This window comes from Streptosporangium sp. CA-115845, assembly GCF_050943795.1.
GTDB lineage: Bacteria > Actinomycetota > Actinomycetes > Streptosporangiales > Streptosporangiaceae > Streptosporangium.
On the sequence record NZ_CP191988.1, the window covers coordinates 7,849,654 to 7,869,702 of the forward strand.

The window sequence follows — 20,049 nt, forward strand, 5'->3', positions numbered from 1 at the left end:
GGATCGTCCGCACGCGCCACCACCGCCGGACACTGCTCCCGCCGGGGTCGGCATGAGCGGCGGAAATTCGCCACGTCAGCTGAGAAGACTCTGCCAACAAGGTCCCCAGGGTAAGTGGCGAGCCGCAGGTCAAGGTAGGTAGTCCTCGCCAGATCAGATGAGAACCCACAGCTGGGCAGGAACGGCGACGAGATCTTCGCCAAGGTCTCCGGACCGGGGCTGGTGCCGTTCAGCACCCGGACCGTGCGTGTCTGGCCCGCCAACGGAGCGTTCCTGCCGGTCGACTCGGGCTACTGCTACAGCTTCAACAAGGCCCCGTGCCCGCCGGGCAGCGACGACAGCCGGTCCTGGACGGTCAGCGAGGCGAGCAGTCCCTCATTCCCCGCCAAGGGGGGGCTGGGTCACCATCAACGTCCGGGACAACGACGTCATATTCGCCGATGACAACGTCTTCCTCCACTCCATCAAACTCGACCCGCTGACCAACGACGTCCAGTACGCGCTGCGGCCGAACGCCGGCGGCAACGGCGTCGACTACCAGGTCAACGTCACCCTGTCGCCCAGCACGACACCGCTCTGACCTCGTCTGGAAGATCGGCTTCGACATGCGGGGACGTGACCTTTCGGCCGGTGTCACGCCGCCGGCTTCCCGGTGAACGGAACGAGCTTCCTGGACCCAGAGGATCGGGCCTCTGGTTCCAGGCAACGGGTCAGGCGGTCAGTTGTCCCAGACGGCGTTCTTCAGGATGGTGGCCAGGCCCGGGGTGGCCCACTGGTCGACGATGAGGATCTTCGACTGGGGCAGGTACCACTCGCGCTGGTTGAACGTCGACTTCTGCTCACCGCCGGTGTACGTCACGCACCGGCCGGGCCACACCCGGTAGTGCGCCTTGTGGGCCACCCCGATGTCGCGGTAGCCGACCGCGATCGCCTTGCCGAGGACCTGGCCGTACCTGGGGTTGGTCGCGCAGGGCACCACGTCGGACGCCGGATAGAACGGCCCCTGGTCGGGGTTGTAGCGCCCGAAGCCTTCGGCACCGGTCTTGAGGGCCTTCGGCCCGATGACCCAGAAGCTGTCGCACCTGGGCTGGAAGTAACCGCCGTTGGGCCGCGCGCAGGCACCGGTCACCACCCGGACCTGGTCCGCGGTCCCGTACACCCGCCAGGAGTTCGGGATCTCCAGCGTCAAACCGCCGCGCAGCCGGAGCAGCGCGGTGGAGGAGCTCGCGGACGCGGGAAGCTGGGCCGCCAGCACGGCGGCTCCGGCGACAGCGGTCACCGCGATCATTCTTTTCATCATGGCGGCGATCGTAGTAAGTCCGGCTTGCCATCGGTTTGCAGGTTTCTTGCGTACGGAAAAGTCCATACCGGTGCGACCCTAGCTCGCCGGGCGGGCGTAACATACCGCTGGGTATGCCCGCTGACACATGCGGCTCCCTCCCGATGACACCGGCAAGACCAGCGAGAGAGGAGCCGGGCGTGTTCAGTACTCCGGGCAATCCCGAGTCCGTCTTCACCTACGGCGCCCCCGCCCTGAAGTTCGGCTCCGGCGCCTCGGCCGAGATCGGCTTCGATCTCGGACAGTACGGCGCCCGGCGCGTCCTCGTCGTCACCGACCCCGGGGTGGCCGCGACCGGCGCGCCGCAGCGGATCGCCGAGCAGCTCTCCGGGTTCGGCATGGAGGCGGGCGTGTACGAGGGCGTACGCGTCGAGCCGACGGACGAGAGCCTGCTGGCGGCCATCGAACACGCCCGCGCCTCCGGGCCGTGGGACGCCTTCGTCGCCGTCGGGGGCGGCTCCAGCATCGACACCGCCAAGGCGGTCAACCTGCTCACCACCAACCCGGGCGAGCTGATGGACTACGTCAACGCGCCGGTGGGCGGCGGCCTGGCCCCGTCCCGGCCGCTCAAGCCACTGGTCGCGGTGCCCACGACCACGGGCACCGGTTCGGAGAGCACCACGATCTGCGTGCTCGACGTGCTCGACCTGAAGGTGAAGACCGGGATCAGCCACGCCCGGCTCCGCCCGGTGCTGGCCGTCGTCGACCCCGACCTGACGATGACCCAGCCCGCCGGGGTCACCGCGGCCGCCGGGATGGACATCCTCTGCCACGCCCTGGAGAGCTACACCGCCCGGCCCTACACCTCATACGAGCGCAAACGCCCCGAGGAGCGGGTGCCCTACTGCGGCTCGAACCCGGTGGCCGACATGTGGTCCGAGCGCGCCATCGCGCTGCTCGCGCAGTCCTTCCGCACCGCCGTACGCGACGGGGACGACGTCGAAGCCAGGGGGCGGATGGCGCTGGCGGCGACGTTCGCCGGACTGGGGTTCGGCAACGCGGGCGTGCACATCCCGCACGCCAACGCCTACCCGATCGCCGGGCGGGTCAGGGACTTCCACCCCGAGGGCTACCCGGCGGGCGAGCCGATGGTGCCGCACGGCATGGCCGTCGCGCTGACCGCTCCCGAGGCGTTCAGGTTCACCTTCGAGGCGCGGCCGGAGCGGCACCTGCGCGCGGCCGAGCTGCTCGACCCGTCCGCCGCCAGGCCCGACGACCTTTCCGAGTACCTGCCCGGCGTGCTGACCGGGCTGATGCGCGACATCGGCCTCCCCGACGGGATCGGCGGCGTCGGCTACACCGAGGCGGACGTCCCCGCGCTGGCGGAGGGCGCGATGAAGCAGCAGCGCCTGCTCAGCACCGCCCCCCGGCCGGTCACCGAGGACGACCTCACCAGGATCCTGACCCGTTCCATCGCGCTCTGGTGACGGGGAGTCCGCTCCGCTGACGCTCAGCGAATGGTGAAGGTGCGGTCCAGGCCGGTGACCCGGAGCAGGGCCGCCGTCTGGTGACGAGGCGCGGACAGCTCGAAGGTGACTCCGAGCGATCTGGCGCGGCGCTGGATGCCGACCAGTACGGCCAGCCCTGAGGTGTCGAAGAACGACACCCCGGACAGGTCGAGGATGAGCGGGTTCGCGCCGCGCCGCAACGCGCGGAGCAGTCGTTCGCGCAGCGCCGCGCTGGTGAAGACGTCGATCTCGCCGTACAGATGGATGACTGTGGCGGCGGGGCCGGCGGCCTGAGGGCCCGCTCCGTGAGAAGTCTGAGTTTGCAGGACGGTCATGATGCCTCCTCTCAGAGAGGATCCGCGTCCTGGTGACCGGCGGCAGGGGCGCGGCCCGCGACCCGTAAGGGAACCGGAGCCACCTGTCGCCTTGGGCGACGTCGACCTGAAGGCAAATATCTGAAATGTCCTCGGTATCTCCACTCTACGCCTGCTGTCCGCTCTGCACCGGGATCAGGACGGGGGCGTGAGGGCTCAGGATTCACCACTATAACGGGAGGGTTATCTCGAAAAGGGATTATCTGGGCGTATGGCGGTAATTCACGATGTGGGCACTAGATCCACTGCGCTCACCCCCAAGGAGACGCCGTGCCCCGCCCCCTCCGCCTGGCGCTGCTCGTACCGGTCGTCATCCCGGTCGTCATCGCCTCCCTCGCCACACCAACGTCCGCCGCCGCCGAACCGTCCCCGCCGGGATCCACCGAGCGGGTGGAGGTCTTCTCCCCCGACGGCACGATCCAGCAGGTCGAGATCCCGAAGCGGCAGGTGCCTCCCGCCCCGCGCGCCGCGCCGGCCGCCACGGTCACCGCCCTGCAGCAGACGGGCCCCTCCTCCCAGCGCTTCGACCTGGTCTTCGTGGGCGACGGTTACACCTCCGCCGAGATCGCCACCTTCCAGGCCCACGCCGCGAGCAAGTGGGCCGAGATGACCGCCGTCGAACCGTTCAGCACCTACAAGAACTCCTTCAACGTGTGGATGGTCAACGTCGTCTCTAGCCAGTCGGGCGTCGACAACGACCCCACCCAGGGCGTCAGCAGGAACACCGCGCTCGGGATGGGGTTCTGGTGCTCGGGAATCGAGCGCCTGCTCTGCGTGAACACCGCCACCGCCAAGTCCTACGCCGCACTGGCACCCGGTGTCGACCAGGTGGTGGCGCTGGGTAACAGCACCAAGTACGGCGGTGCGGGGTACGGCGCGGGCGGCGGCGTCGCCACCGCCTCGGGCGGCAACGCGAGCTCCGGCCAGGTCGTGGTGCACGAGCTCGGACATTCAATGGGTAACCTCGCGGACGAGTACTCCACCCTCAACACCACCTACAACGGCGGCGAGCCGTCGGCGGCGAACGTGTCGAAGTACACCGCCGCGCAGCTCACCTCGGGCAGGCGCAAGTGGTACCAGTACCTGGGTCAGGCCACTCCCGACGGTGGCGTGATCGGCGCCTACCAGGGGGGCGCCGACTACGCGTACGGCATCTACCGCCCGTCGGAGAACTCGATCATGCGCACCCTCGGGAAGAAGTTCAACCTGATCGGTCTCGACGCGATGACCAAGGCGATTCTCGCCAAGACGGGATGACGACCCGGCGCTGAACGCACACGATCGCCGGAAGACGCCCGCTCCCGCAGAGCATCTTTCGGCGATCGCCGTCCTCCTGCCGCGCCCCGCTCGGGGCGCGGCAGGACCGTCTGGTTCAGTGCTTGTGCTTGTCGATCGTCCAGATGATCAACTGGGTGAGGATGTCCGCCTTGTAGGCGGGGTTCCTCACGAAGTCGGTGGAGTCACCGACCTGCACCGAGTAGGTGCAGTCGCCCTTCTTGGCCTTCAGGTCCTTGCGCCCGCACCACGGCGCCTCGGGCTTTCCGTGGCCCTTGGGCTTCTTGGTCAGAGCCACCGCCGAGGTGCCGCCCGCCCACTCGGCGATCTCGTGGCCGTTGATGAACCAGCGGGTGGACACGGTCGGGAGCCCCACGGGGGTGACCGTCAGGGTGCTGCCCGCCCTGACCTTGCCGCTCGGGGTGGAGTCGTCGATCAGGCCGGTCGTCTCGACGAACGTGCGGACCATCTCCTCACGGCCGACCAGGTTGAACGGCTTGAGCAGGGAGCGCATCAGCGAGTTGTCGCTGGGCCGGTAGATGCCGAGGTTGTAGTAGGCGGCACCCTCGAAGGTGTCGATCACGCCGCCGTCGGGGGTCTCGGCGCCCAGCCAGTACCACCACTTGGCCCGCCGCGCGGTCTGCTGCCCGGCGTTGTGGATCGAGACGTTGGTGTCGGGCGGCTCGTCGCCGGTGTAGGTGCTGCCGTCGTCCGGGTAGGCCCAGTAGGGATACTCGTCGGCCAGGTCGCCGATGGAGTGGCCGAACTCGTGCGGCAGGATCTCCGGACCACTCCGGTGCCCGCCGGAGAAGGTGACCAGGTTCTCCTCGATGTAGCCGGCACCGCCGTAGGTGGGGCTGTTGACCACGACGGCGATCTGGTCGAAGGCGGGGGCCAGCCCGGCGTAGGACTGAGCGGTGGGGATGTCCACGCAGACCAGGCGCTCCAGGTCCTCACACCAGTACTCACCGCCCAGCGCGGTGTCCTTCCGCACCCCCTTGACCGGGTCGTTGTCGACCCCGGACTCGCCTGAGACGACGTTCACCTGCCAGACGTTGAACAGCTTGCGATAGCTCTTGAACGGCTCGCGCTGGGCCAGGATGTTCCAGCTGTTGGCCACCTGGGCGGTGTAGGCGTCCTGCTCGGCCTCGGTGAAACCGTCACCGAGGTAGACCAGGTCGATGCGTTTGTCGCTGGGGCCGTTGACCTCGATCGGCGTCACCGTGGCGGACGGCACGGCCAGGCCCCTCGCCTTGTCGCCGCTCTCCACCGGAACTTCGGTGTAGCCCTCGGGGGCGTGCTCGCCGAAGACCTCGACCTTTCGCGTCTGGCCCGGATCCTCGGCGTGAGCCGGGCCGGTCGACAGACACGCCATGACCATGAGCGTGGCGACGACCACGGACGATCTGCGCACGGGTTCTCCTTGCTTGGGGAATGCCGCAGATTGTCACCGGTGTCGGATAACGGGGTGATCACGCGAGAGTGTCGAGCTTGTCGGCCCGTTCGTACCTGCCGGGGAGCCGCAGGTCAAGGCTGCTCATAACCGGTGGGTTATGGGCAGTTGAGATGGAGTGATGGGCTCACCGGCGGACCATCGCGACGAGCCGGTCCAGCACGGCCCCGCCCGAGGCGCTCAACCCGTCGTGGGCGTACTCGTTGGTGATCCAGGAAGACAGGTCACGCACCGTGCTCGCGGTGCGGAGGGAGCTGTCGCGGTCCACGTACAGGTCGTCGTGATAGATCACCGCCGCCACCGGGACGGTGTTGCCGCTCAGCCGGTCCGGGTCGTAGAGGCGCGGCCAGGACTCGCAGACGGCCAGCGCCTCGGCGCAGGCCCGCAGCGGGACCAGCGCCGGGTCCTCGTCGAAGAACCACGGGAAGATCATCTCGCCGAAGAACCGGACGGGGCCGCCCTGCTCCACATCGAACTCGGGGAACTCGCCCAGCGCGCGGTACGCGGCCCAGTCGGAGGCCCCGCCCTGGCAGTAGGACGCCTCGTGCAGCAGCGCGTACAGCGGGTGCTCGGCGTAGGAGACCAGCGCGTCCACCCGGCGCAGGAAGACCTCGGACAACTCCTTCTCACCGGCGAACGCCTCCTCAAGCAGGTGATGCAGCGTGTCGAACCTGCTCTCCGTGCCGAACGTGATGCCAAGGGTCTGGAAGCGCCGCGGGGTCAGCCGATCCCCGCCGGGCAGGAAAACCTCCTGCCGGTACAGGTGGTCGACCACCTGACGGGCGATCGCCTGGTCACCGGGATAGCGGGCGAAGAACCGCTCGTTGTGCGCCAGAACCCGGGGGTAGGCAGCCCGATACACGTCCTCGGGTGTCCCGGCCAGCGGTGGCAGTCCACCCGCGATCATGACTTCGCGCAACCCCTCGGGGGCCAGCGACAGGTAGGTCAGCGCGCAGAACCCGCCGAAACTCTGCCCCAGCAGGCTCCACGGCCGGTCTCCCAGAAGGTGCGCGCGAAGCAGTTCGGCGTCCCTGACGATGGCGTCGGCCCGGAAATGGCGCAGGTAGGCGGCGGGGTTGTCGAGACCGGCCAGAGTCTGCCGGTTGGCGGGAGTGCTGCGCCCGGTGCCGCGCTGGTCCAGCAGCAGCACCCGGTAGTCCCGGGTGGCCCGGTGCAGCCACCCGGCCGGCGAGCGGGGGGCACTGTGGCCGGGGCCGCCCTCCAGGTACAGCAGCCACGGCAGGTCGTCCCCCTGCCGCCCCGCCGCGACCGCCTCCCGCGCGAACACCTCGATCGTCGCACCGTCCGGGCTGAAGTGGTCCAGCGGGACGGTGATCGTGTGATCGGTGAAGACGAGGCCGGAACGGCGGTAGGTCACTGGCATATGGGTTCCTTCGAAAGTCGGGATCACCGTCAACTGTGCGCCAAACGAGGGAATCGCGTCTTATCCCAGAGACATATAAATCCAGCGTTATGCCGCACTATATTTGGCCCATGCAGCTGGAGCTACGGCATCTTCGAGCGTTATGCACCATCGCCGGCGCGGGGAGTCTCAGCAAGGCGGCGGCCTCCCTGGGCGTCTCCCAGCCCGCCCTGACCGCCCAGCTGCACCGGATCGAGTCCACGCTCGGCGGCCAGGTCTTCCGGCGCAGCCGGTTGGGCGTGACACCGACCCCGTTCGGCCAGTTCGTGCTCACCCGGGCCAGGTCCGCGCTGCACACCGTGGACGAGCTGATGACAGGTGCCCTGCCGCCCAGCGGCCAGACGGACGTCGCCCGCATCGGCGGCTACGCCAACCCCCTGTTCAGCGGCCTGCTGCGGCGGCTGTTCGAGGTCCCGGGAGCCTCGATCACCGTGCACACCGAGCACTCGCCCCGCCTGCTGCTGGATCTGCTGACCTCCCGGCGGCTGGACGCCGCGACCCTCATCGACTACCCCGGCCACGAACTGGTCATCCCGCCCTCGGTGGGCGTGCGCCCCATCGCCGTGGAACCTGTCTTCGTGGCGATGGCCGAGGCCCATCCCCTCGCGGTGCTGGAGGAGGTGCCACTGGCGGAGCTGGCGGACGACGACTGGGTGCTCTCACCACCGGACGGTGCCGGCTGGCCGGAGTGTTTCGTGACCGCCTGCCAGAACGAGGGCTTCGTCCCGAAGATGCCGTACATCATGATCGAGCCGATGATGATCCGTAATCTCATCGCCGAGAAGCATGCGATCTCGCCCTGCCAGGCCAGTTTCCCCGCGGGATCCGGGCTCGTGGTCCGCCCGCTCGCCGGATCACCGTTGTGGATCAGGCACCTGGCGGCCTGGCGCCGCGACGGCGCCCTCGCCCACCGGGCCGAGGAGCTGACGCGCCTCGCCATCGAGGCCCACCGCGAATCCCTCGAAAGTCAGCCGCACTACACCGCCTGGCGCGCCCGCCACCCGGCGGACCTCCGGCCGTGATCCCGGTTGAACCGGCCGATGCCGCGCTCGGCGTGCAGCGGACCATGTCTGTCCGAACGCCGTGGAGCGGATCGCATCTCAACGATATTTTCCTTCATTGTCATTGATTTGAAAGTAAGTTTCTGTCAATGTCACGCTCGGCGCCTTCTTCTTCAGCCCCCCGGAGGTCCGCATGAGCACACCCACCCGACGTTCCGTCCTGAGCGGTCTGGCCCTGGCCGCGGCCGCGACGGCTCTCCCGCTGTCGGCCCTCACCTCGGCGCCCGCCTTCGCCGCCGACAGCGCCGCCGATAAGGTCCCGCCGCTGCGGCAGATGCGCGGGATGTGGATCGCCTCGGTGCTCAACATCAACTGGCCGTCGAAGCCCGGCCTGACCGTCGAGGCGCAGCAGGCCGAGTACCTGGCCTGGCTGGACCTCGCGCGGACCCGTCGGCTCAACTCGGTCTTCGTCCAGATCCGGCCGACCGCCGACGCCTTCTGGCCCTCGCCGCACGAACCGTGGTCGGAGTACCTGACCGGCGTTCAGGGCCAGGACCCGGGCTACGACCCGCTGGCCTTCCTGGTCGAGGAGACGCATCGGCGCGGCCTGGCCTTCCACGCCTGGTTCAACCCGTACCGCGTGTCGATGCAGCCGGACCCGGCCAAACTGCACCCCGAGCACCCGGGCCGCAGGAATCCGGACTGGATCGTCTCCTACGGCGGCAAGCTGTACTACAACCCGGGCATCCCCGCGGTGCGGGCGTTCGTCCAGGACGCGATGATGGACGCGGTCACCAGGTACGACATCGACGGCCTGCACTTCGACGACTACTTCTACCCGGTCAACACCGCGGCCTTCGACGACGCCGCGGCCTTCGCGCGCTACGGCGCGGGCTTCCCCGATCTCGCCTCCTGGCGGCGCGACAACGTGGACCTGCTCGTCCGGGAGATGCAGCAGCGGGTACGGCAGGCCAAGCCGGAGGTCGCCTGGGGCATCAGCCCCTCGGGCATCTGGCGGAACAGGTCCACCGACCCCCTCGGCTCGGACACCGCCGGCAGCCAGTCGTACGACAACCTGCACGCCGACACTCGGGGCTGGGTCAGGAAGGGCTGGCTGGACTACATCGCACCGCAGATCTACTGGTACATCGGCCAGTCGAACGCCGACTACGCCAAGCTGATCCCCTGGTGGTCCGGCGTGGCGGCGGGCACCGACGTCCAGCTCTGGATCGGCCAGGCCGCCTACAAGGCCGGTGCCGCCGGGCAGCCCGCCCAGTGGTTCCAGCCGGACGAGCTTTCCCGGCACCTCACTCTCAACCGGGACAACCCCCAGGTCGGCGGCGACATCTGGTACAACTCCGGCGATGTACGTGCGGACCGGCTGGGCAGCGTCAGCACCGCGGTGACCGACCACTACACCCGCCCGGCCCTCGCCCCGCTGCTGCCGCGCCTCGCGGGCGGCCGGCCACCGCGCCGCCCGGTCCTGGCCACCGCGCACAAGGTGGCCGGTGGCGCCGAGTTGCACATCGTCGCCCCCGGCAGGGACGTCCCATTCCAGTTCGCGGTCTTCCGGTTCGACCGGCAGGCCGGTCCCGGTGACTTCGCCGACGCCCGCAACCTGGTCGCGGTCATCCCCGCGGGCCGCGACGTGCGCTGGGTGGACCCCGAGGGAGCCGGCGGCGCGCACTACCACGTGACGGCCGTGGACCGGGCGAACCGCCGGAGCGAGCCCAGCCACGGCCGCCGGGTCCGCTGACCCGACTCACCGAGGACCCGCGAGCGGGACCGGCCGGCCGGCGCCCCCGCCAGGGGCGACACCATGAGGAAAGCCCAGATCGACAGGCCCTGACGAGACTCGACGGCGGGCGCGCGGCCTGAACCGGAGGTCCTGCCACGCGCCCGCCTCGATCAGGAGATGTGGAACGCCCCGCCACACACGCGCCAGTCCATCGGAAGGGCGAGCGCGAGCGCGGTCGAGGTGGCCGCCCGACGATGGGTGGCAGTCCGTGGTGAGGACATGCTGAGCTCCTTTCCCGCTACGGGGTGACCTTGATGTTGGTCAGGCCGGTCACGGCGTTGCTGACGGTGTTGGACGCGTGGACGACGTTGGGCTTGGCGGCGCACTTGGAGGTGGAGCTGACGTAGATGGCGTATTTGCCGACGCCGCCCAGGTTGGAGGTGTTGCCGCGCCACACGTTCCCGCAGCCGTTGTCGAACGACGGGGTGGTGGACGGGTTGTGGGTCTCGTAGCCGTTGGCGAAGGTCCCGGGCGAGGCGAACGTGCCGGTGTTGTTCTCAATCAGGTAGCCGACGCCCTTGGCGTCCACCCACGAGTCGCCGGAGTTCTGCCCGCTGATCCCGGTGCCGTTGAAGGTGTTGCCGCGGACGACCCCGTCGGCGGTGCCTTCCTTGATGTCGATGTGCTCGGCCGCGATGCCGGGGCCGAACTCGTTGTTGAGCACCTTGACCCGGTCACTGCGGTCGACGCCGCTGGAGTTGCCGTGGCAGCCCCAGTTGGAGTTGGCCGACCCGAGGTAGACGCCCTCGCCGTAGCCGGGCTGGACGAGCCCCGCGTGGGAGATCCTCGAATTCTGGATCACCCCGTCCGCCGAGGACTTGCGGAAGTGCACGCCCTCCTCATCGGTGTGGTGCACGTACACGCCGTCGATGGTCACGTGGTGGAAGTTGTCCAGCACGATCCCCTTCTTGGAGTCCTTGACCGTGAAGCCGGTCAGTTTCCAGTACGGCGAGCCGTACAGCCACAGCCCATATCCGGAGTCCCAGCCGCCGGTCGGGGCCGGGCAGGACGGGGCGGTGCCGGAGGGGCCGTCGTTGACCAGCACGGCGGTCGAGGGGCCGGTCAGCGTGATGGGCTGGGAGGAGGTTCCCGGGCGCTGGATGAGGAAGTCGCCGTGATACTCGCCTGCCGCGAGCCTGATGGTCTGGCCGGGCTGGGCGTTGGCCAGGGCGCTCTTGAGCTGGGCGGCGGTCGAGACGTCGACCGTGTTGCCACCGCTGCCTGGCTGGGTGGTGGCCGTGACGGCGTTGCTCGCCCCGGACGTGTTGCCCGCGGCGTCACGGGCCTTGACGGTGTAGGTGTAACCGGTGGCAGAAGCCCGGCCGGTGTCGGTGAACGACGTGCCGGTGACGGTGTCGACCAGGGTGGAGCCCCGGTAGACGTCGTACCCGGTCACCTCGACGTTGTCCGTCGACGCGTCCCAGGCCAGCGACACGGTGGACGACGTCGTGCCGGTCGACCGCAGGTTGCCCGGGTCACTCGGCGCAGTGGTGTCCCCACCGCTGCCCTGCCCCTTGAGGAACAGCGACCCGGAGGAGTCGGTCACCCCCGCGTGCACCCCGGAGCCGGTGTAGTCCGCCGTCTCTTGTCCCGCCCAGTCCAGGATCGTGCTCCCGCCGAGCGCCAGATGCTGGAACTGCGAGGGATTGGTGGAGGAACTGCCCATCTGGTAGACCCGCTGCCGGTCGGCGTAGTACGGCTGGTAGGCACCGCCCTGGGTGGTCTGCTTGCTCATCGCGTTGTTGTAGAAGACGTTCTGCGGCCCGCTGGAGCCCGACCACTTGGCCGCCTTCGGCCCGGCGGCCCACCAGATCGGCCACCAGGTGGAGTCGTCCGGTGCGCCCCCGCCTTCCTCGCCGCAGTTGGCGCTGCAGTTCTTCGAGGCGTGCTCGTACGGCACGCGCACCGTGTTGTTCTCGAACAGGTTGCGCCGCTCCCACCCGCCGTGCACGTTCAGGTCGGAGTCGAAGTCGTTGCCGATCGCCACGTTGTCGGAGGCCGACCACTGGAAGGTGAAGTGCCGCAGGTTACGGCTGGTGTTGTGGGCGTAGAGCGAGTCCCACACCCGCGAGCCGCGGAAGTAGCCGTTGCCGCCCTTGCCCTTGTTCCACGAGCCGTCGAAGGACGACTCCTGGACCTGGATGTTCTTGGCGCTCTCCGTCACCACGGCATGCGAGCCGGTCATCTGGGTGCCGACCCGGCGGACCCACACGTTCGCCGCCCACTTCAGGACGATGCCGTGCATCTCGTACTCGGGCGCGATGTTGCCGTAGTTGAACTTGGCGTCGGCGGGACTGGCGCTGTAGGTGCCGCCGCCGTTCTTGGGCATGCCGTCGAGTTCCTGGGTGATGGTCAGGTCCTCGATGCCGACGCCCTGGACGACCTTGAGCGGGGTGACCCGGCTGGGGTAGACCGTACCGCCGATCGCGGCCGAGCCGTCGGAGGTGGAGTTGAGCGGCAGGTCGTACTCAAGCGGCTTGTCGATCGTGACGTTCCGGCCGGCTGTGTCGACCGAGGCGATCTGGAAGATCTGCTGCCGCATGTGCAGGTTCTGGTACTTCGAGGTGTCGGTCACGGTCTGCGTCTCGTAGAACTTGACGCTGTTGGCAGCCCCCACCCACAGATAGCCGCCCGCCTTGAAGCGGGTCATGTCCGCGTTGGTCGCGAGCTTGATCACGGTTCCGCCGAGCGCGGTGCCTTCGCGCAGGGGAATGCCGCTGGCCCAGTGCTGGTTGACGCTGGTCCTTGCGGTTGGCGGGTGCCGAGGCGTAGTCGCCGGCGTACTTGCTCGACACCTCGCGGGTCTGCACGCGCAGGAGGCCACGGCCCGGCCACATCCAGCCGCCCTTGCCCGCACCATGCGTCATGCCGTCTTCGTCCCAGTCGCTGCCGTCCGGGGTGAGCGCGTCGTAGCGGGTGTTGGCGTCAGGACGGAAGCTGAGGGTCGTCTGTCCCATGCCCGCGCCGCGCATGACCATTCTTCAAGGTGCAGCCGTTCCTGGGAGATGAGTTCCTCGGCCTGGACAACTACCGGCGGGTGCTGACAGGAGGCCTTCCTGTCGGCCATGGGGCACAGCGTGACCCTGGCCGTGGGGACCACGGCGGGCTCGCTGCTGCTCGGCTTCGTGCTCGCGCTGCTGGTCGAGGGCAAGGCCCGGCACCTGTGGCTGATCAGGACCGCCGCGTTCCTGCCGGTGGTGGTGACGATGGCGGCGGTGGCCGAGGTCTGGCGGATCATGTATCACCCGGGCGAGTCGGGAACGCTCAACTCCGTCCTGGGCCTGGCGGGCGTGGCGCCCCAGCCCTTCCTCGCCGACGAGGACTCCTCACTGCTGTCGATCATGGGCATGAACATCTGGCGCGGCGCGCCGTACGACATGATGATCTTCCTGGCCGGGCTGGTCGGCGTGGACCGCACGATGTATGAGGCCTCGGCAGTGGACGGGGCGCCCACGTGGCGGCGCGTCTGGCACATCACGCTGCCCGCCCTGCGGCCGGTCTTCTGGATTCTCGCGACGCTGGCGGCCATTCGCGGGCTGCGGGTCTTCGTCGAGGTCTACGTGCTCACCAACGGCGGGCCGAACGGCTCCTCCGAGGTCCTGATGACCCTGATCTACAAGGCCGGCTTCCAGCGCAACGACCTGGGGGTGGCGGCAGCCGGGTGCGTCGCGCTGTTCACCGTCACGCTCGCGCTGACGGTGATCGTACGGCTCGCGCGCCGTAGGAGGGACGTATGAGGTTCGAAACGGCTCTGGGCCTGGAGGCGCGGCGCGGCCCGCTGACCCTCCTCCTGAAGGGGCTCCTCTACCTGGCCATGGTGGTGGTGTTCGCGGGCCCGCTGTGGGGCCTGCTGGTCAGCGCCTTCGGCGAGACCCTGGATCCGACCGCTTTCACGCTGTGGCCGCAGGGCTTCACCCTGGACAACTTCCTCCAGACCGCGGACAAGGATGTCTACCGCTATCTCGCCAACTCCTTCATCGTGGTCGGTTTCGGCCTGCTGCTGCAGATGACGGTCAGCGTCTTCGCCGCCTACGCGCTGGCACGCAAGCGCTTTCGCGGCATGACCTTCGTGCTGCTGCTCATGCTCGCCACGATGATGCTGCCCGAGGAGATCATCGCGCTGCCGCTCTCGCTGGTCCTGGCCGACCTGCCCTTGCTGCACGTGAACCTCATCGACAGCTTCGCCGGGATGATCCTCCCGGTGGGCGCCTGGGGCTTCTCCATCCACAAGCTCGCTGCCACTCTGCGCCGGGAGGGCATCCGATAACCATCGACCGGCGCACTTCCCTGGAGGTTCCTGAAGATGCGCTTTGATGGTGTTCTGTTCTTTCCCGTCACCCCGTTCGGAGCCGACGGCCAGGTCGCCGAACCGGTGCTGGCCGACCATGTCTCCGCGGGAGTCACGGCGGGGGCGGCCGGAGTGTTCTGCGCCTGCGGCACGGGTGAGTTCCATGCCCTTGACCTGGCGGACTACGAACGGGTGGTCGCGGTCTCCGTCGCGGCGGCCGACCGGCGGGTTCCGGTGCTGGCCGGCGCCGGTGGCCCGGTGCCCGCCGCCGCCGCCCAGGCACGCGCCGCGGCGCGGCACGGCGTGGACGGATTGCTGCTGCTGCCGCCCTACCTGGTCGGCGGCACGCCCGAAGGGCTCGTGCGCTATGTGCGCGAGATCGCCGCGGCGAGCGACCTGCCGCTGATCGTGTACCAGCGCGGCAACGCCAGGTACACCCCGGAGGCGGTGGCCGAGCTCGCCCAGCTGCCGAACGTGGTCGGGTTCAAGGACGGCCTGGGCGACCTCGACCTGATGCAGCGGATCATCCTGGCGGTGCGCCGGACGGGCAGGGAGGAATTCACCTTCTTCAACGGGCTGCCGACCGCCGAGCTCACCGTCCCGGCCTACCGTGGCATCGGCGTCCCGCTCTACTCCAGCGCCGTCTTCGCCTTCGCCCCCTCGATCGCACTGGCCTGCTACTGGGCCGTCACCACCGGGGACGACCCGCTCGTGCGGCGGCTGCTGGCCGAGTTCTTCGTGCCGCTGGTGGAGCTTCGCGACCGGGTACCCGGCTACGCGGTAGCCCTCGCGGATGCGTTCGGTGAGCATCGGACCACCGGTGCCGGCCGCCACGGCGGCGGCCGGCTCCTTCAGCGATTCCGGATCCTCCGGCACGAACAGCAGCCCGGGGTTGGTGCAGAACTGGCCGGTGCCGAGCGTGAGGGAGGCGGCGAAACCCTCGGCGAGCCCGTCGCGGACCGCCGAAGGCAGGACGACGACCGGGTTGACGCTGCCCAGCTCACCGAAGAACGGAATCGGCTCCTCCCGCTGCCCGATGAGCTCCTGGAGGGCCCGGCCCCCGGCCAGGGACCCGGTGAAGCCGACCGCCCGGACCAGGGGGTGACGCACCACGTCGGCCCCACCCTCCAGACCATGGACCAAGCCGAGCAGGGCGGGGTCGGGCAGCGCGGACCTGACGATCCGGGCGACCGCCTCCGAAGTGCCGGGATGGCCGGGATGAGCCTTGACCACCACGGGGCATCCGGCCGCCAGCGCCGAGGCGGTGTCGCCGCCCGCGACGGAGAAGGCGAACGGGAAGTTGCTCGCGCTGAACACGGCGACGACGCCGGGCAGCGGGTGCTTCATCCGGCGCACATCGGGCCGGGGCGGGGTGAGGGAGGTGTCGGCGTGGTCGATGGTCGCCTCCAATGGAACGGCGCGTGCGCGCGATCGTCGGCGACGCGGTGACCGACCTGCACGGACTGACCGGCGTCTCCACCAGGGAGAAAAGCGTCGACCGTGTGCTGTCGCCGTTCGAGGTGGCCTGCCTGGACATCAGGGGCAGGGCGGCGGGCGTCCCCGTGTGCGATCTGCTCGGCGGCCGGGTGCGTGAGGCCGTGCCGTACAGCGCCTATCTCTTCTACAAGCGGGCCGGCCACCCCGGCGGCGATCCCGACCGCTTCGGTGCGGCGCTCGACACCGACGGGCTGCTCGCGCAGGCCCGGCTCCTGGTCGAGGAGTACGGCTTCGCCTCCATCAAGGTCAAGGGCGGCGTCTTCCCGCCGGAGGAGGAGTCCGAGGCGCTCGCCGCCCTGGCCGAGGCCTTCCCCGGGCTGCCGTTACGGCTGGACCCCAACGCCGCGTGGAGCGTCGAGACCTCGGTCGCGATGGGCGCCAGACTGGAGGGGCTGGTGGAGTACCTGGAGGATCCCACGCCCGGCCTGGAGGGCATGGCGCAGGTGGCCGCGCGGGTGCCCATGCCGCTGGCGCGGCCCGATGGGCTTCTTCCACAAGCACGCCTACGAGAAGACCGAGGGCGCCGACTGGTCCGCGGTCCACATGGCCCTGCTGTCGCTGTGTTCCTGCGCGGCCTGCTCCCCCGGCCACCCGGAGGGAACGCGAGAACGGGTGCGGCGGGCGGTCGACGGCCACCCCGGCTCGATGGCCGAGGCCCTGGGCCCGGCGACGGACGCCGTACGAGAGGCGCGCGTCGCCCTCTCGACACGGCTGCGGTCACGGGTGATCGCCGCGGCGGGCCGGACGCCCATCACGCTGCACGCCAACCCCGACCCGTGGGCCGCGGGTTCCTTCGCCGCGCTCCCCTCCGGTGAACCGGCGGCCGGGGCGCTGGTCGGCAACTGCTGGGGAGAGCTCGCCGCCGACTGCGCGCGGCTCAGGGAGCTGTCGGCCATGGCCGTGCCCGGTCAGCGGATCGGCGCCTACGTCCTGGCGCTCCCGCCACGCCCCGCCGACCCGCGAGCCCTGGCCGACCTGCTGAACGCCTACGCGGAGGCGGGGGCGCGGGAGTTCCACCTCTACCATGCCGGGCTGGCCTCACCGCCACGCCTGGCCGCCCTGCGCGAAGCCCTCCGGCTCTTCGGCTCGGGCGGTCGCCGAAGTGGGTGACCCGATCACCTCGACCGGCAACAACGACCGCGACCGCGGGGTGAGTTCCCCGACCCGATCACGAGCGCGTCGCACTGCAGCCGCCCCGCGGGTTCGGCTGGTCTTCCGCACTGTTGTGGATCTGGCTCTTCATATATGAACAATGCTCATGTATGGTCGCTGGCACTATGAGGAACCGCTGGTTGTCGCCGACCGCCGTCGTGGTACTGGCCGCCGTCATCGCGCTGGGGGCGGCGTTCGACCCGTCGGGGCTGGCCGCGCCGTACACGTGGACGGGCGCCGACCTGCTACCCGTCGCCGGGCTCTGGCAGGTGGCCGCGCCGGCCGTCTACGTGCCGCTGCTGCTGGCGGGGGTCGGGGTGTTGGCGTGGGTGGTCGCGCGCGGGCGTGCCCCGCTGCGTACGGCACTGCTGGTGTGGGGCGCGGTGGTGTGGTCGGCGATGGCGGCCAAGCTGACGATGTCGCTGGTGATGGCCTTCGGCGATGTGGTCTACCTGGCGTGGTCGACCGGCTTCACCGGTGTCAAGGCGGCGGTCTTCGGCCTGCCGGTCCTGGCAGCCACCTGGCTCACGCAGTTCCTGCACCGCCGCCTCACCCCACCCTCCCCGGAGTCGGGCACTGAACCCACCGCGGCCTCGGGGCCGGGGTGGGTGGCGGCGGGGGTGGCCGTGGTCGTGGGTGCGTTGGTCGGTGGGGTGTGGTGGGGCGGCTCACCCATCGGGTACGCCATCGGCGACTCCCCGCTGGCCCCGGCGCCCGAGGCGGGACCGCTGGGCTACCTCGCCGCCGTCACCCTGCTGGGCGTGATGACCTGGGCGCTGAACCGCCGGCTCAGTACCACCACCTCGCCGCGGGCCGTCGTGGCCGGGATCTCCGCGCTGGGAGCGGCCGCGACGCTGGGCCTGGTCGAGGTGGCCATCGGGCTCCCCGGCGACCTGGCGGGCGGCGACACGTTCTGGGCACCGGCGATCATGCTCCGCCTCGCCCCCGCGCTCTCCTTCGGCGCCCTCCTCGCCCTCGCGACAGCAGCCCTCGTCGCCCTCCTCCCCGCCACCTTCCCGGCGCGAAGAACCACCCTTCGCCCGGCACATAAGGGCGTCGCCTTCTCCGCGCCGACACGGATGGCGGCCGTCGTGGCCGCGGCGGCGCTCGCCGTACCGCTCCTGCAGCCCGGCACCGCCACCACACCGCCACCACACACCAAGGGCCTGACGCTCTCAGCCGACCGCAGGATCGTCGACGCCGACGGCAACGAGGTGCTGCTGCGCGGCGTGAACGTCAACCAGCTCGAAGACTACTTCCAGAAATTTCCGGACAAGGCGGTGACGCGACCGCTCACCGAGGCCGACTTCGCCGGCATGGAGCAGATGGGCTTCAACGTCATCCGCCTCGCCCTGTCCTGGTCAGCCCTGGAACCCCAGCCCGGCCAATACGACCCGGCCTACCTCGCCAGGATCTCCTGGGCCGTCGAGACCGCGGCCAAGCACGGCCTGCGCACGGTCATCGACATGCACCAGGACGCCTGGGGCAAGGGCGTCAACGCCGCCCCCGGCACCACCTGCGAGAACGGTTCCCCGATGCACGGCTGGGACGGCGCCCCCACCTGGGCCGACCGCTTCGACGGCGCCCCCAGGTGCGAGTTCACCGGACGCGATATCTCTCCGGCCGTCGCCCGCGCCTTCACCAACTTCTACCAGGACAGGGACGGCATCCAGACCCGCCTGGTCGCCGCCTGGGGCATGCTGGCGGAGCGGTTCGCGAACGAGCCGATGGTCGCCGGATACGACCTGCTGAACGAGCCCGGCTTCGGCGAGGCACCGCCGATCACCTCCGGCGTTCTGCTCGGCCGCTACTACGACCGAGCGATCAAGGCCATCAGGGCGGGCGAGAAGCGCGGCTTCCCGCACCTGGTCTTCTTCGAGCCGTCCGTGCTCTGGTCGGGTCTCGGCTTCGAGGTCTCGGTGCCCAAGGACTTCACCGACGACCGGCTGCTCGTCTTCGCCCCCCACCTCTACAACGAGTCGATCACCATCGACCAGGGCACCGGCATCACCATCACCAGCATCGAGCGCGGCTTCGACCTGGCGAGCCGGGCAGCGGCGTACTACGGCGCCGGGCTCTGGTCAGGAGAGTGGGGGTGGTTCGGCGACCCCGCCTCGGCCCCGATCACGAGATACACCGACCAAGAGGACAGGCACCGCATCGGCGGTGCGTTCTGGGTCTGGAAGCAGTCCTGCGGCGACGCCCACGCCGGAGCCGAAGACGATACCGGCGGCAACCTCATCATCGAGGACTGTGCCACCGGGAAGAACCTGCCCCCACCCCCCGAATACGTCGCCGAGCTCTCGCGCCCCTACCCACGCTCCGCCCCCGGCCGCCTGACCAGCCTCACCTCGGACCAGGCGAGCCTCACGGCCCGGGGCGAGGGCGCCGGGTGCGGCCTCGACGTCTGGTTCCCCGGCGGCGCCCAGCCGGTCGTCCGTGGTGCCGGACTCACAGGCGTCGCCACCCGGAAGGCACCGGGCGGCTGGCGCATCACCGGCTGCACCCGGGGCGCCTACACCCTGACGGCACACCGCTAGCCCCACTTTCCGCACGTCACCGAGCCTGAGCTGCGCCGATCGCAATACCGGCGGCCGTAGACGTCGGTTCCCACGGCGGCAGGGTAATCGGACCCCGATCGCTGCCGGCCGTCCAGGTGATCACAACCGACAGAGCCGTGAACCGCAGATGGATCATGACGGAAACAAGATCACGACAGGCGGGCGACCACGGAGCGGCCAAGCGTGATCTTGATGTGCCGGCGGGCCGGTCGGGTTGATCGCCGAATGAAGAAAGCCCAGGTCAGTGACACTGACCTGGGCTTCCTGCCGGTGCGCCGCCAGGGACTCGAACCCCGGACCCGCTGATTAAGAGTCAGCTGCTCTAACCAACTGAGCTAGCGGCGCTTGAAGCTCTTGAAGGATAGCGCACATCGGGCAGGGCTTCGAAATCCGTGACGATCAGCGGCTAAGCTAGAACAACATTCGGTCCTGTACTGGGA

The 20,049-nt window shown here is 69.6% G+C and carries 14 protein-coding genes, 1 tRNA gene and 2 pseudogenes; 10 read left to right on the forward strand and 7 right to left on the reverse strand.

Annotation, left to right across the window (positions count from 1 at the left end; genetic code table 11):
* Positions 1 to 718: 718 nt before the first annotated feature.
* The gene (locus tag ACQP0P_RS37715; RefSeq protein ID WP_433364838.1) at positions 719 to 1,300 is read right to left on the reverse strand and encodes a hypothetical protein; all 582 of its coding nucleotides are present in this window, start codon (positions 1,298 to 1,300) and stop codon (positions 719 to 721) included.
* Between the two features lie 179 nt (positions 1,301 to 1,479).
* On the opposite strand from ACQP0P_RS37715, the gene ACQP0P_RS37720 reads away from it, so the two are divergent.
* On the forward strand, positions 1,480 to 2,766 hold the full coding sequence (locus tag ACQP0P_RS37720) for a hydroxyacid-oxoacid transhydrogenase (RefSeq protein WP_433364841.1): 1,287 nt from the start codon (positions 1,480 to 1,482) through the stop codon (positions 2,764 to 2,766).
* 23 nt (positions 2,767 to 2,789) lie between these two features.
* Here ACQP0P_RS37720 and ACQP0P_RS37725 read toward each other — a convergent pair whose 3' ends face one another.
* The gene (locus ACQP0P_RS37725; protein ID WP_433364844.1) at positions 2,790 to 3,122 is read right to left on the reverse strand and encodes an STAS domain-containing protein; all 333 of its coding nucleotides are present in this window, start codon (positions 3,120 to 3,122) and stop codon (positions 2,790 to 2,792) included.
* A 309-nt stretch (positions 3,123 to 3,431) separates the two neighbouring features.
* Here ACQP0P_RS37725 and ACQP0P_RS37730 point away from each other — a divergent pair, with 309 nt between their 5' ends.
* Positions 3,432 to 4,418 carry a M64 family metallopeptidase gene (locus tag ACQP0P_RS37730; RefSeq protein ID WP_433364846.1) on the forward strand — a complete coding sequence of 329 codons (987 nt, stop codon included), beginning with the start codon at positions 3,432 to 3,434 and terminating at the stop codon, positions 4,416 to 4,418.
* A 115-nt stretch (positions 4,419 to 4,533) separates the two neighbouring features.
* Here ACQP0P_RS37730 and ACQP0P_RS37735 read toward each other — a convergent pair whose 3' ends face one another.
* Both ACQP0P_RS37735 and ACQP0P_RS37740 read right to left on the reverse strand, forming a co-directional pair.
* Entirely contained in the window at positions 4,534 to 5,850 is a 1,317-nt protein-coding gene (locus tag ACQP0P_RS37735) for a M64 family metallopeptidase (protein WP_433364849.1), read from the reverse strand.
* 166 nt (positions 5,851 to 6,016) lie between these two features.
* A complete protein-coding gene (locus tag ACQP0P_RS37740) occupies positions 6,017 to 7,273 on the reverse strand; it encodes an alpha/beta fold hydrolase (RefSeq protein ID WP_433364851.1) in 1,257 nt (418 codons plus the stop codon).
* Positions 7,274 to 7,383: 110 nt separating this feature from the next.
* Here ACQP0P_RS37740 and ACQP0P_RS37745 point away from each other — a divergent pair, with 110 nt between their 5' ends.
* Together ACQP0P_RS37745 and ACQP0P_RS37750 are read left to right on the forward strand one after the other, a co-directional pair.
* On the forward strand, positions 7,384 to 8,334 hold the full coding sequence (locus ACQP0P_RS37745; RefSeq protein ID WP_433364854.1) for a LysR family transcriptional regulator: 951 nt from the start codon (positions 7,384 to 7,386) through the stop codon (positions 8,332 to 8,334).
* Between the two features lie 172 nt (positions 8,335 to 8,506).
* Positions 8,507 to 10,069, forward strand: coding sequence for a glycoside hydrolase family 10 protein (locus ACQP0P_RS37750; protein ID WP_433364857.1), 1,563 nt, complete (start codon positions 8,507 to 8,509; stop codon positions 10,067 to 10,069).
* Positions 10,070 to 10,349: 280 nt separating this feature from the next.
* On the opposite strand, the gene ACQP0P_RS37755 is transcribed toward ACQP0P_RS37750, so the two are convergent.
* Positions 10,350 to 12,788 carry a right-handed parallel beta-helix repeat-containing protein gene (locus tag ACQP0P_RS37755; protein ID WP_433364860.1) on the reverse strand — a complete coding sequence of 813 codons (2,439 nt, stop codon included), beginning with the start codon at positions 12,786 to 12,788 and terminating at the stop codon, positions 10,350 to 10,352.
* Between the two features lie 388 nt (positions 12,789 to 13,176).
* Here ACQP0P_RS37755 and ACQP0P_RS37760 point away from each other — a divergent pair, with 388 nt between their 5' ends.
* From ACQP0P_RS37760 to ACQP0P_RS37770, 3 genes and pseudogenes are all read left to right on the forward strand, one after another.
* On the forward strand, positions 13,177 to 13,848 hold the full coding sequence (locus tag ACQP0P_RS37760) for a carbohydrate ABC transporter permease (RefSeq protein ID WP_433364863.1): 672 nt from the start codon (positions 13,177 to 13,179) through the stop codon (positions 13,846 to 13,848).
* Positions 13,845 to 14,378, forward strand: coding sequence for a hypothetical protein (locus tag ACQP0P_RS37765; RefSeq protein ID WP_433364866.1), 534 nt, complete (start codon positions 13,845 to 13,847; stop codon positions 14,376 to 14,378). The genes ACQP0P_RS37760 and ACQP0P_RS37765 overlap by 4 nt, the downstream gene beginning before the upstream one ends.
* A gap of 36 nt (positions 14,379 to 14,414) precedes the next feature.
* Positions 14,415 to 15,137, forward strand: a pseudogene (locus tag ACQP0P_RS37770) (5-dehydro-4-deoxyglucarate dehydratase); the annotation flags it as partial.
* A gap of 186 nt (positions 15,138 to 15,323) precedes the next feature.
* Here the strand turns inward: ACQP0P_RS37770 and ACQP0P_RS37775 are convergent.
* Positions 15,324 to 15,746 (reverse strand): annotated as a pseudogene (locus ACQP0P_RS37775) (aldehyde dehydrogenase family protein); the annotation flags it as partial.
* A gap of 74 nt (positions 15,747 to 15,820) precedes the next feature.
* Here ACQP0P_RS37775 and ACQP0P_RS37780 point away from each other — a divergent pair.
* The 3 genes from ACQP0P_RS37780 to ACQP0P_RS37790 all read left to right on the forward strand — a co-directional run bounded on the left by ACQP0P_RS37780 (position 15,821) and on the right by ACQP0P_RS37790 (position 19,588).
* Positions 15,821 to 16,711, forward strand: coding sequence for an enolase C-terminal domain-like protein (locus ACQP0P_RS37780; protein WP_433364869.1), 891 nt, complete (start codon positions 15,821 to 15,823; stop codon positions 16,709 to 16,711).
* Positions 16,620 to 17,006, forward strand: a complete 387-nt coding sequence (locus ACQP0P_RS37785) for a hypothetical protein (protein WP_433364872.1) — start codon at positions 16,620 to 16,622, stop codon at positions 17,004 to 17,006. The genes ACQP0P_RS37780 and ACQP0P_RS37785 overlap by 92 nt, the downstream gene beginning before the upstream one ends.
* Before the next feature lie 152 nt (positions 17,007 to 17,158).
* Positions 17,159 to 19,588 (forward strand): glycoside hydrolase family 5 protein, encoded by a 2,430-nt coding sequence (locus tag ACQP0P_RS37790; RefSeq protein WP_433364875.1) that lies wholly within the window; start codon positions 17,159 to 17,161, stop codon positions 19,586 to 19,588.
* Positions 19,589 to 19,880: 292 nt separating this feature from the next.
* Here the strand turns inward: ACQP0P_RS37790 and ACQP0P_RS37795 are convergent.
* A tRNA-Lys gene (locus tag ACQP0P_RS37795) sits at positions 19,881 to 19,954 on the reverse strand.
* Between the last annotated feature and the right edge of the window lie 95 nt (positions 19,955 to 20,049).

Coding starts and splice junctions, on each gene's coding strand:
- ACQP0P_RS37760 (WP_433364863.1), top strand. CDS start 13,177: ATGGGGCACAGCGTGACCCTGGCCGTGGGGACCACGGCGGGCTCGCTG.
- ACQP0P_RS37745 (WP_433364854.1), top strand. CDS start 7,384: ATGCAGCTGGAGCTACGGCATCTTCGAGCGTTATGCACCATCGCCGGC.
- ACQP0P_RS37725 (WP_433364844.1), bottom strand. CDS start 3,122: ATGACCGTCCTGCAAACTCAGACTTCTCACGGAGCGGGCCCTCAGGCC.
- ACQP0P_RS37765 (WP_433364866.1), top strand. CDS start 13,845: ATGAGGTTCGAAACGGCTCTGGGCCTGGAGGCGCGGCGCGGCCCGCTG.
- ACQP0P_RS37715 (WP_433364838.1), bottom strand. CDS start 1,300: ATGATGAAAAGAATGATCGCGGTGACCGCTGTCGCCGGAGCCGCCGTG.
- ACQP0P_RS37740 (WP_433364851.1), bottom strand. CDS start 7,273: ATGCCAGTGACCTACCGCCGTTCCGGCCTCGTCTTCACCGATCACACG.
- ACQP0P_RS37790 (WP_433364875.1), top strand. CDS start 17,159: ATGGTCGCTGGCACTATGAGGAACCGCTGGTTGTCGCCGACCGCCGTC.
- ACQP0P_RS37750 (WP_433364857.1), top strand. CDS start 8,507: ATGAGCACACCCACCCGACGTTCCGTCCTGAGCGGTCTGGCCCTGGCC.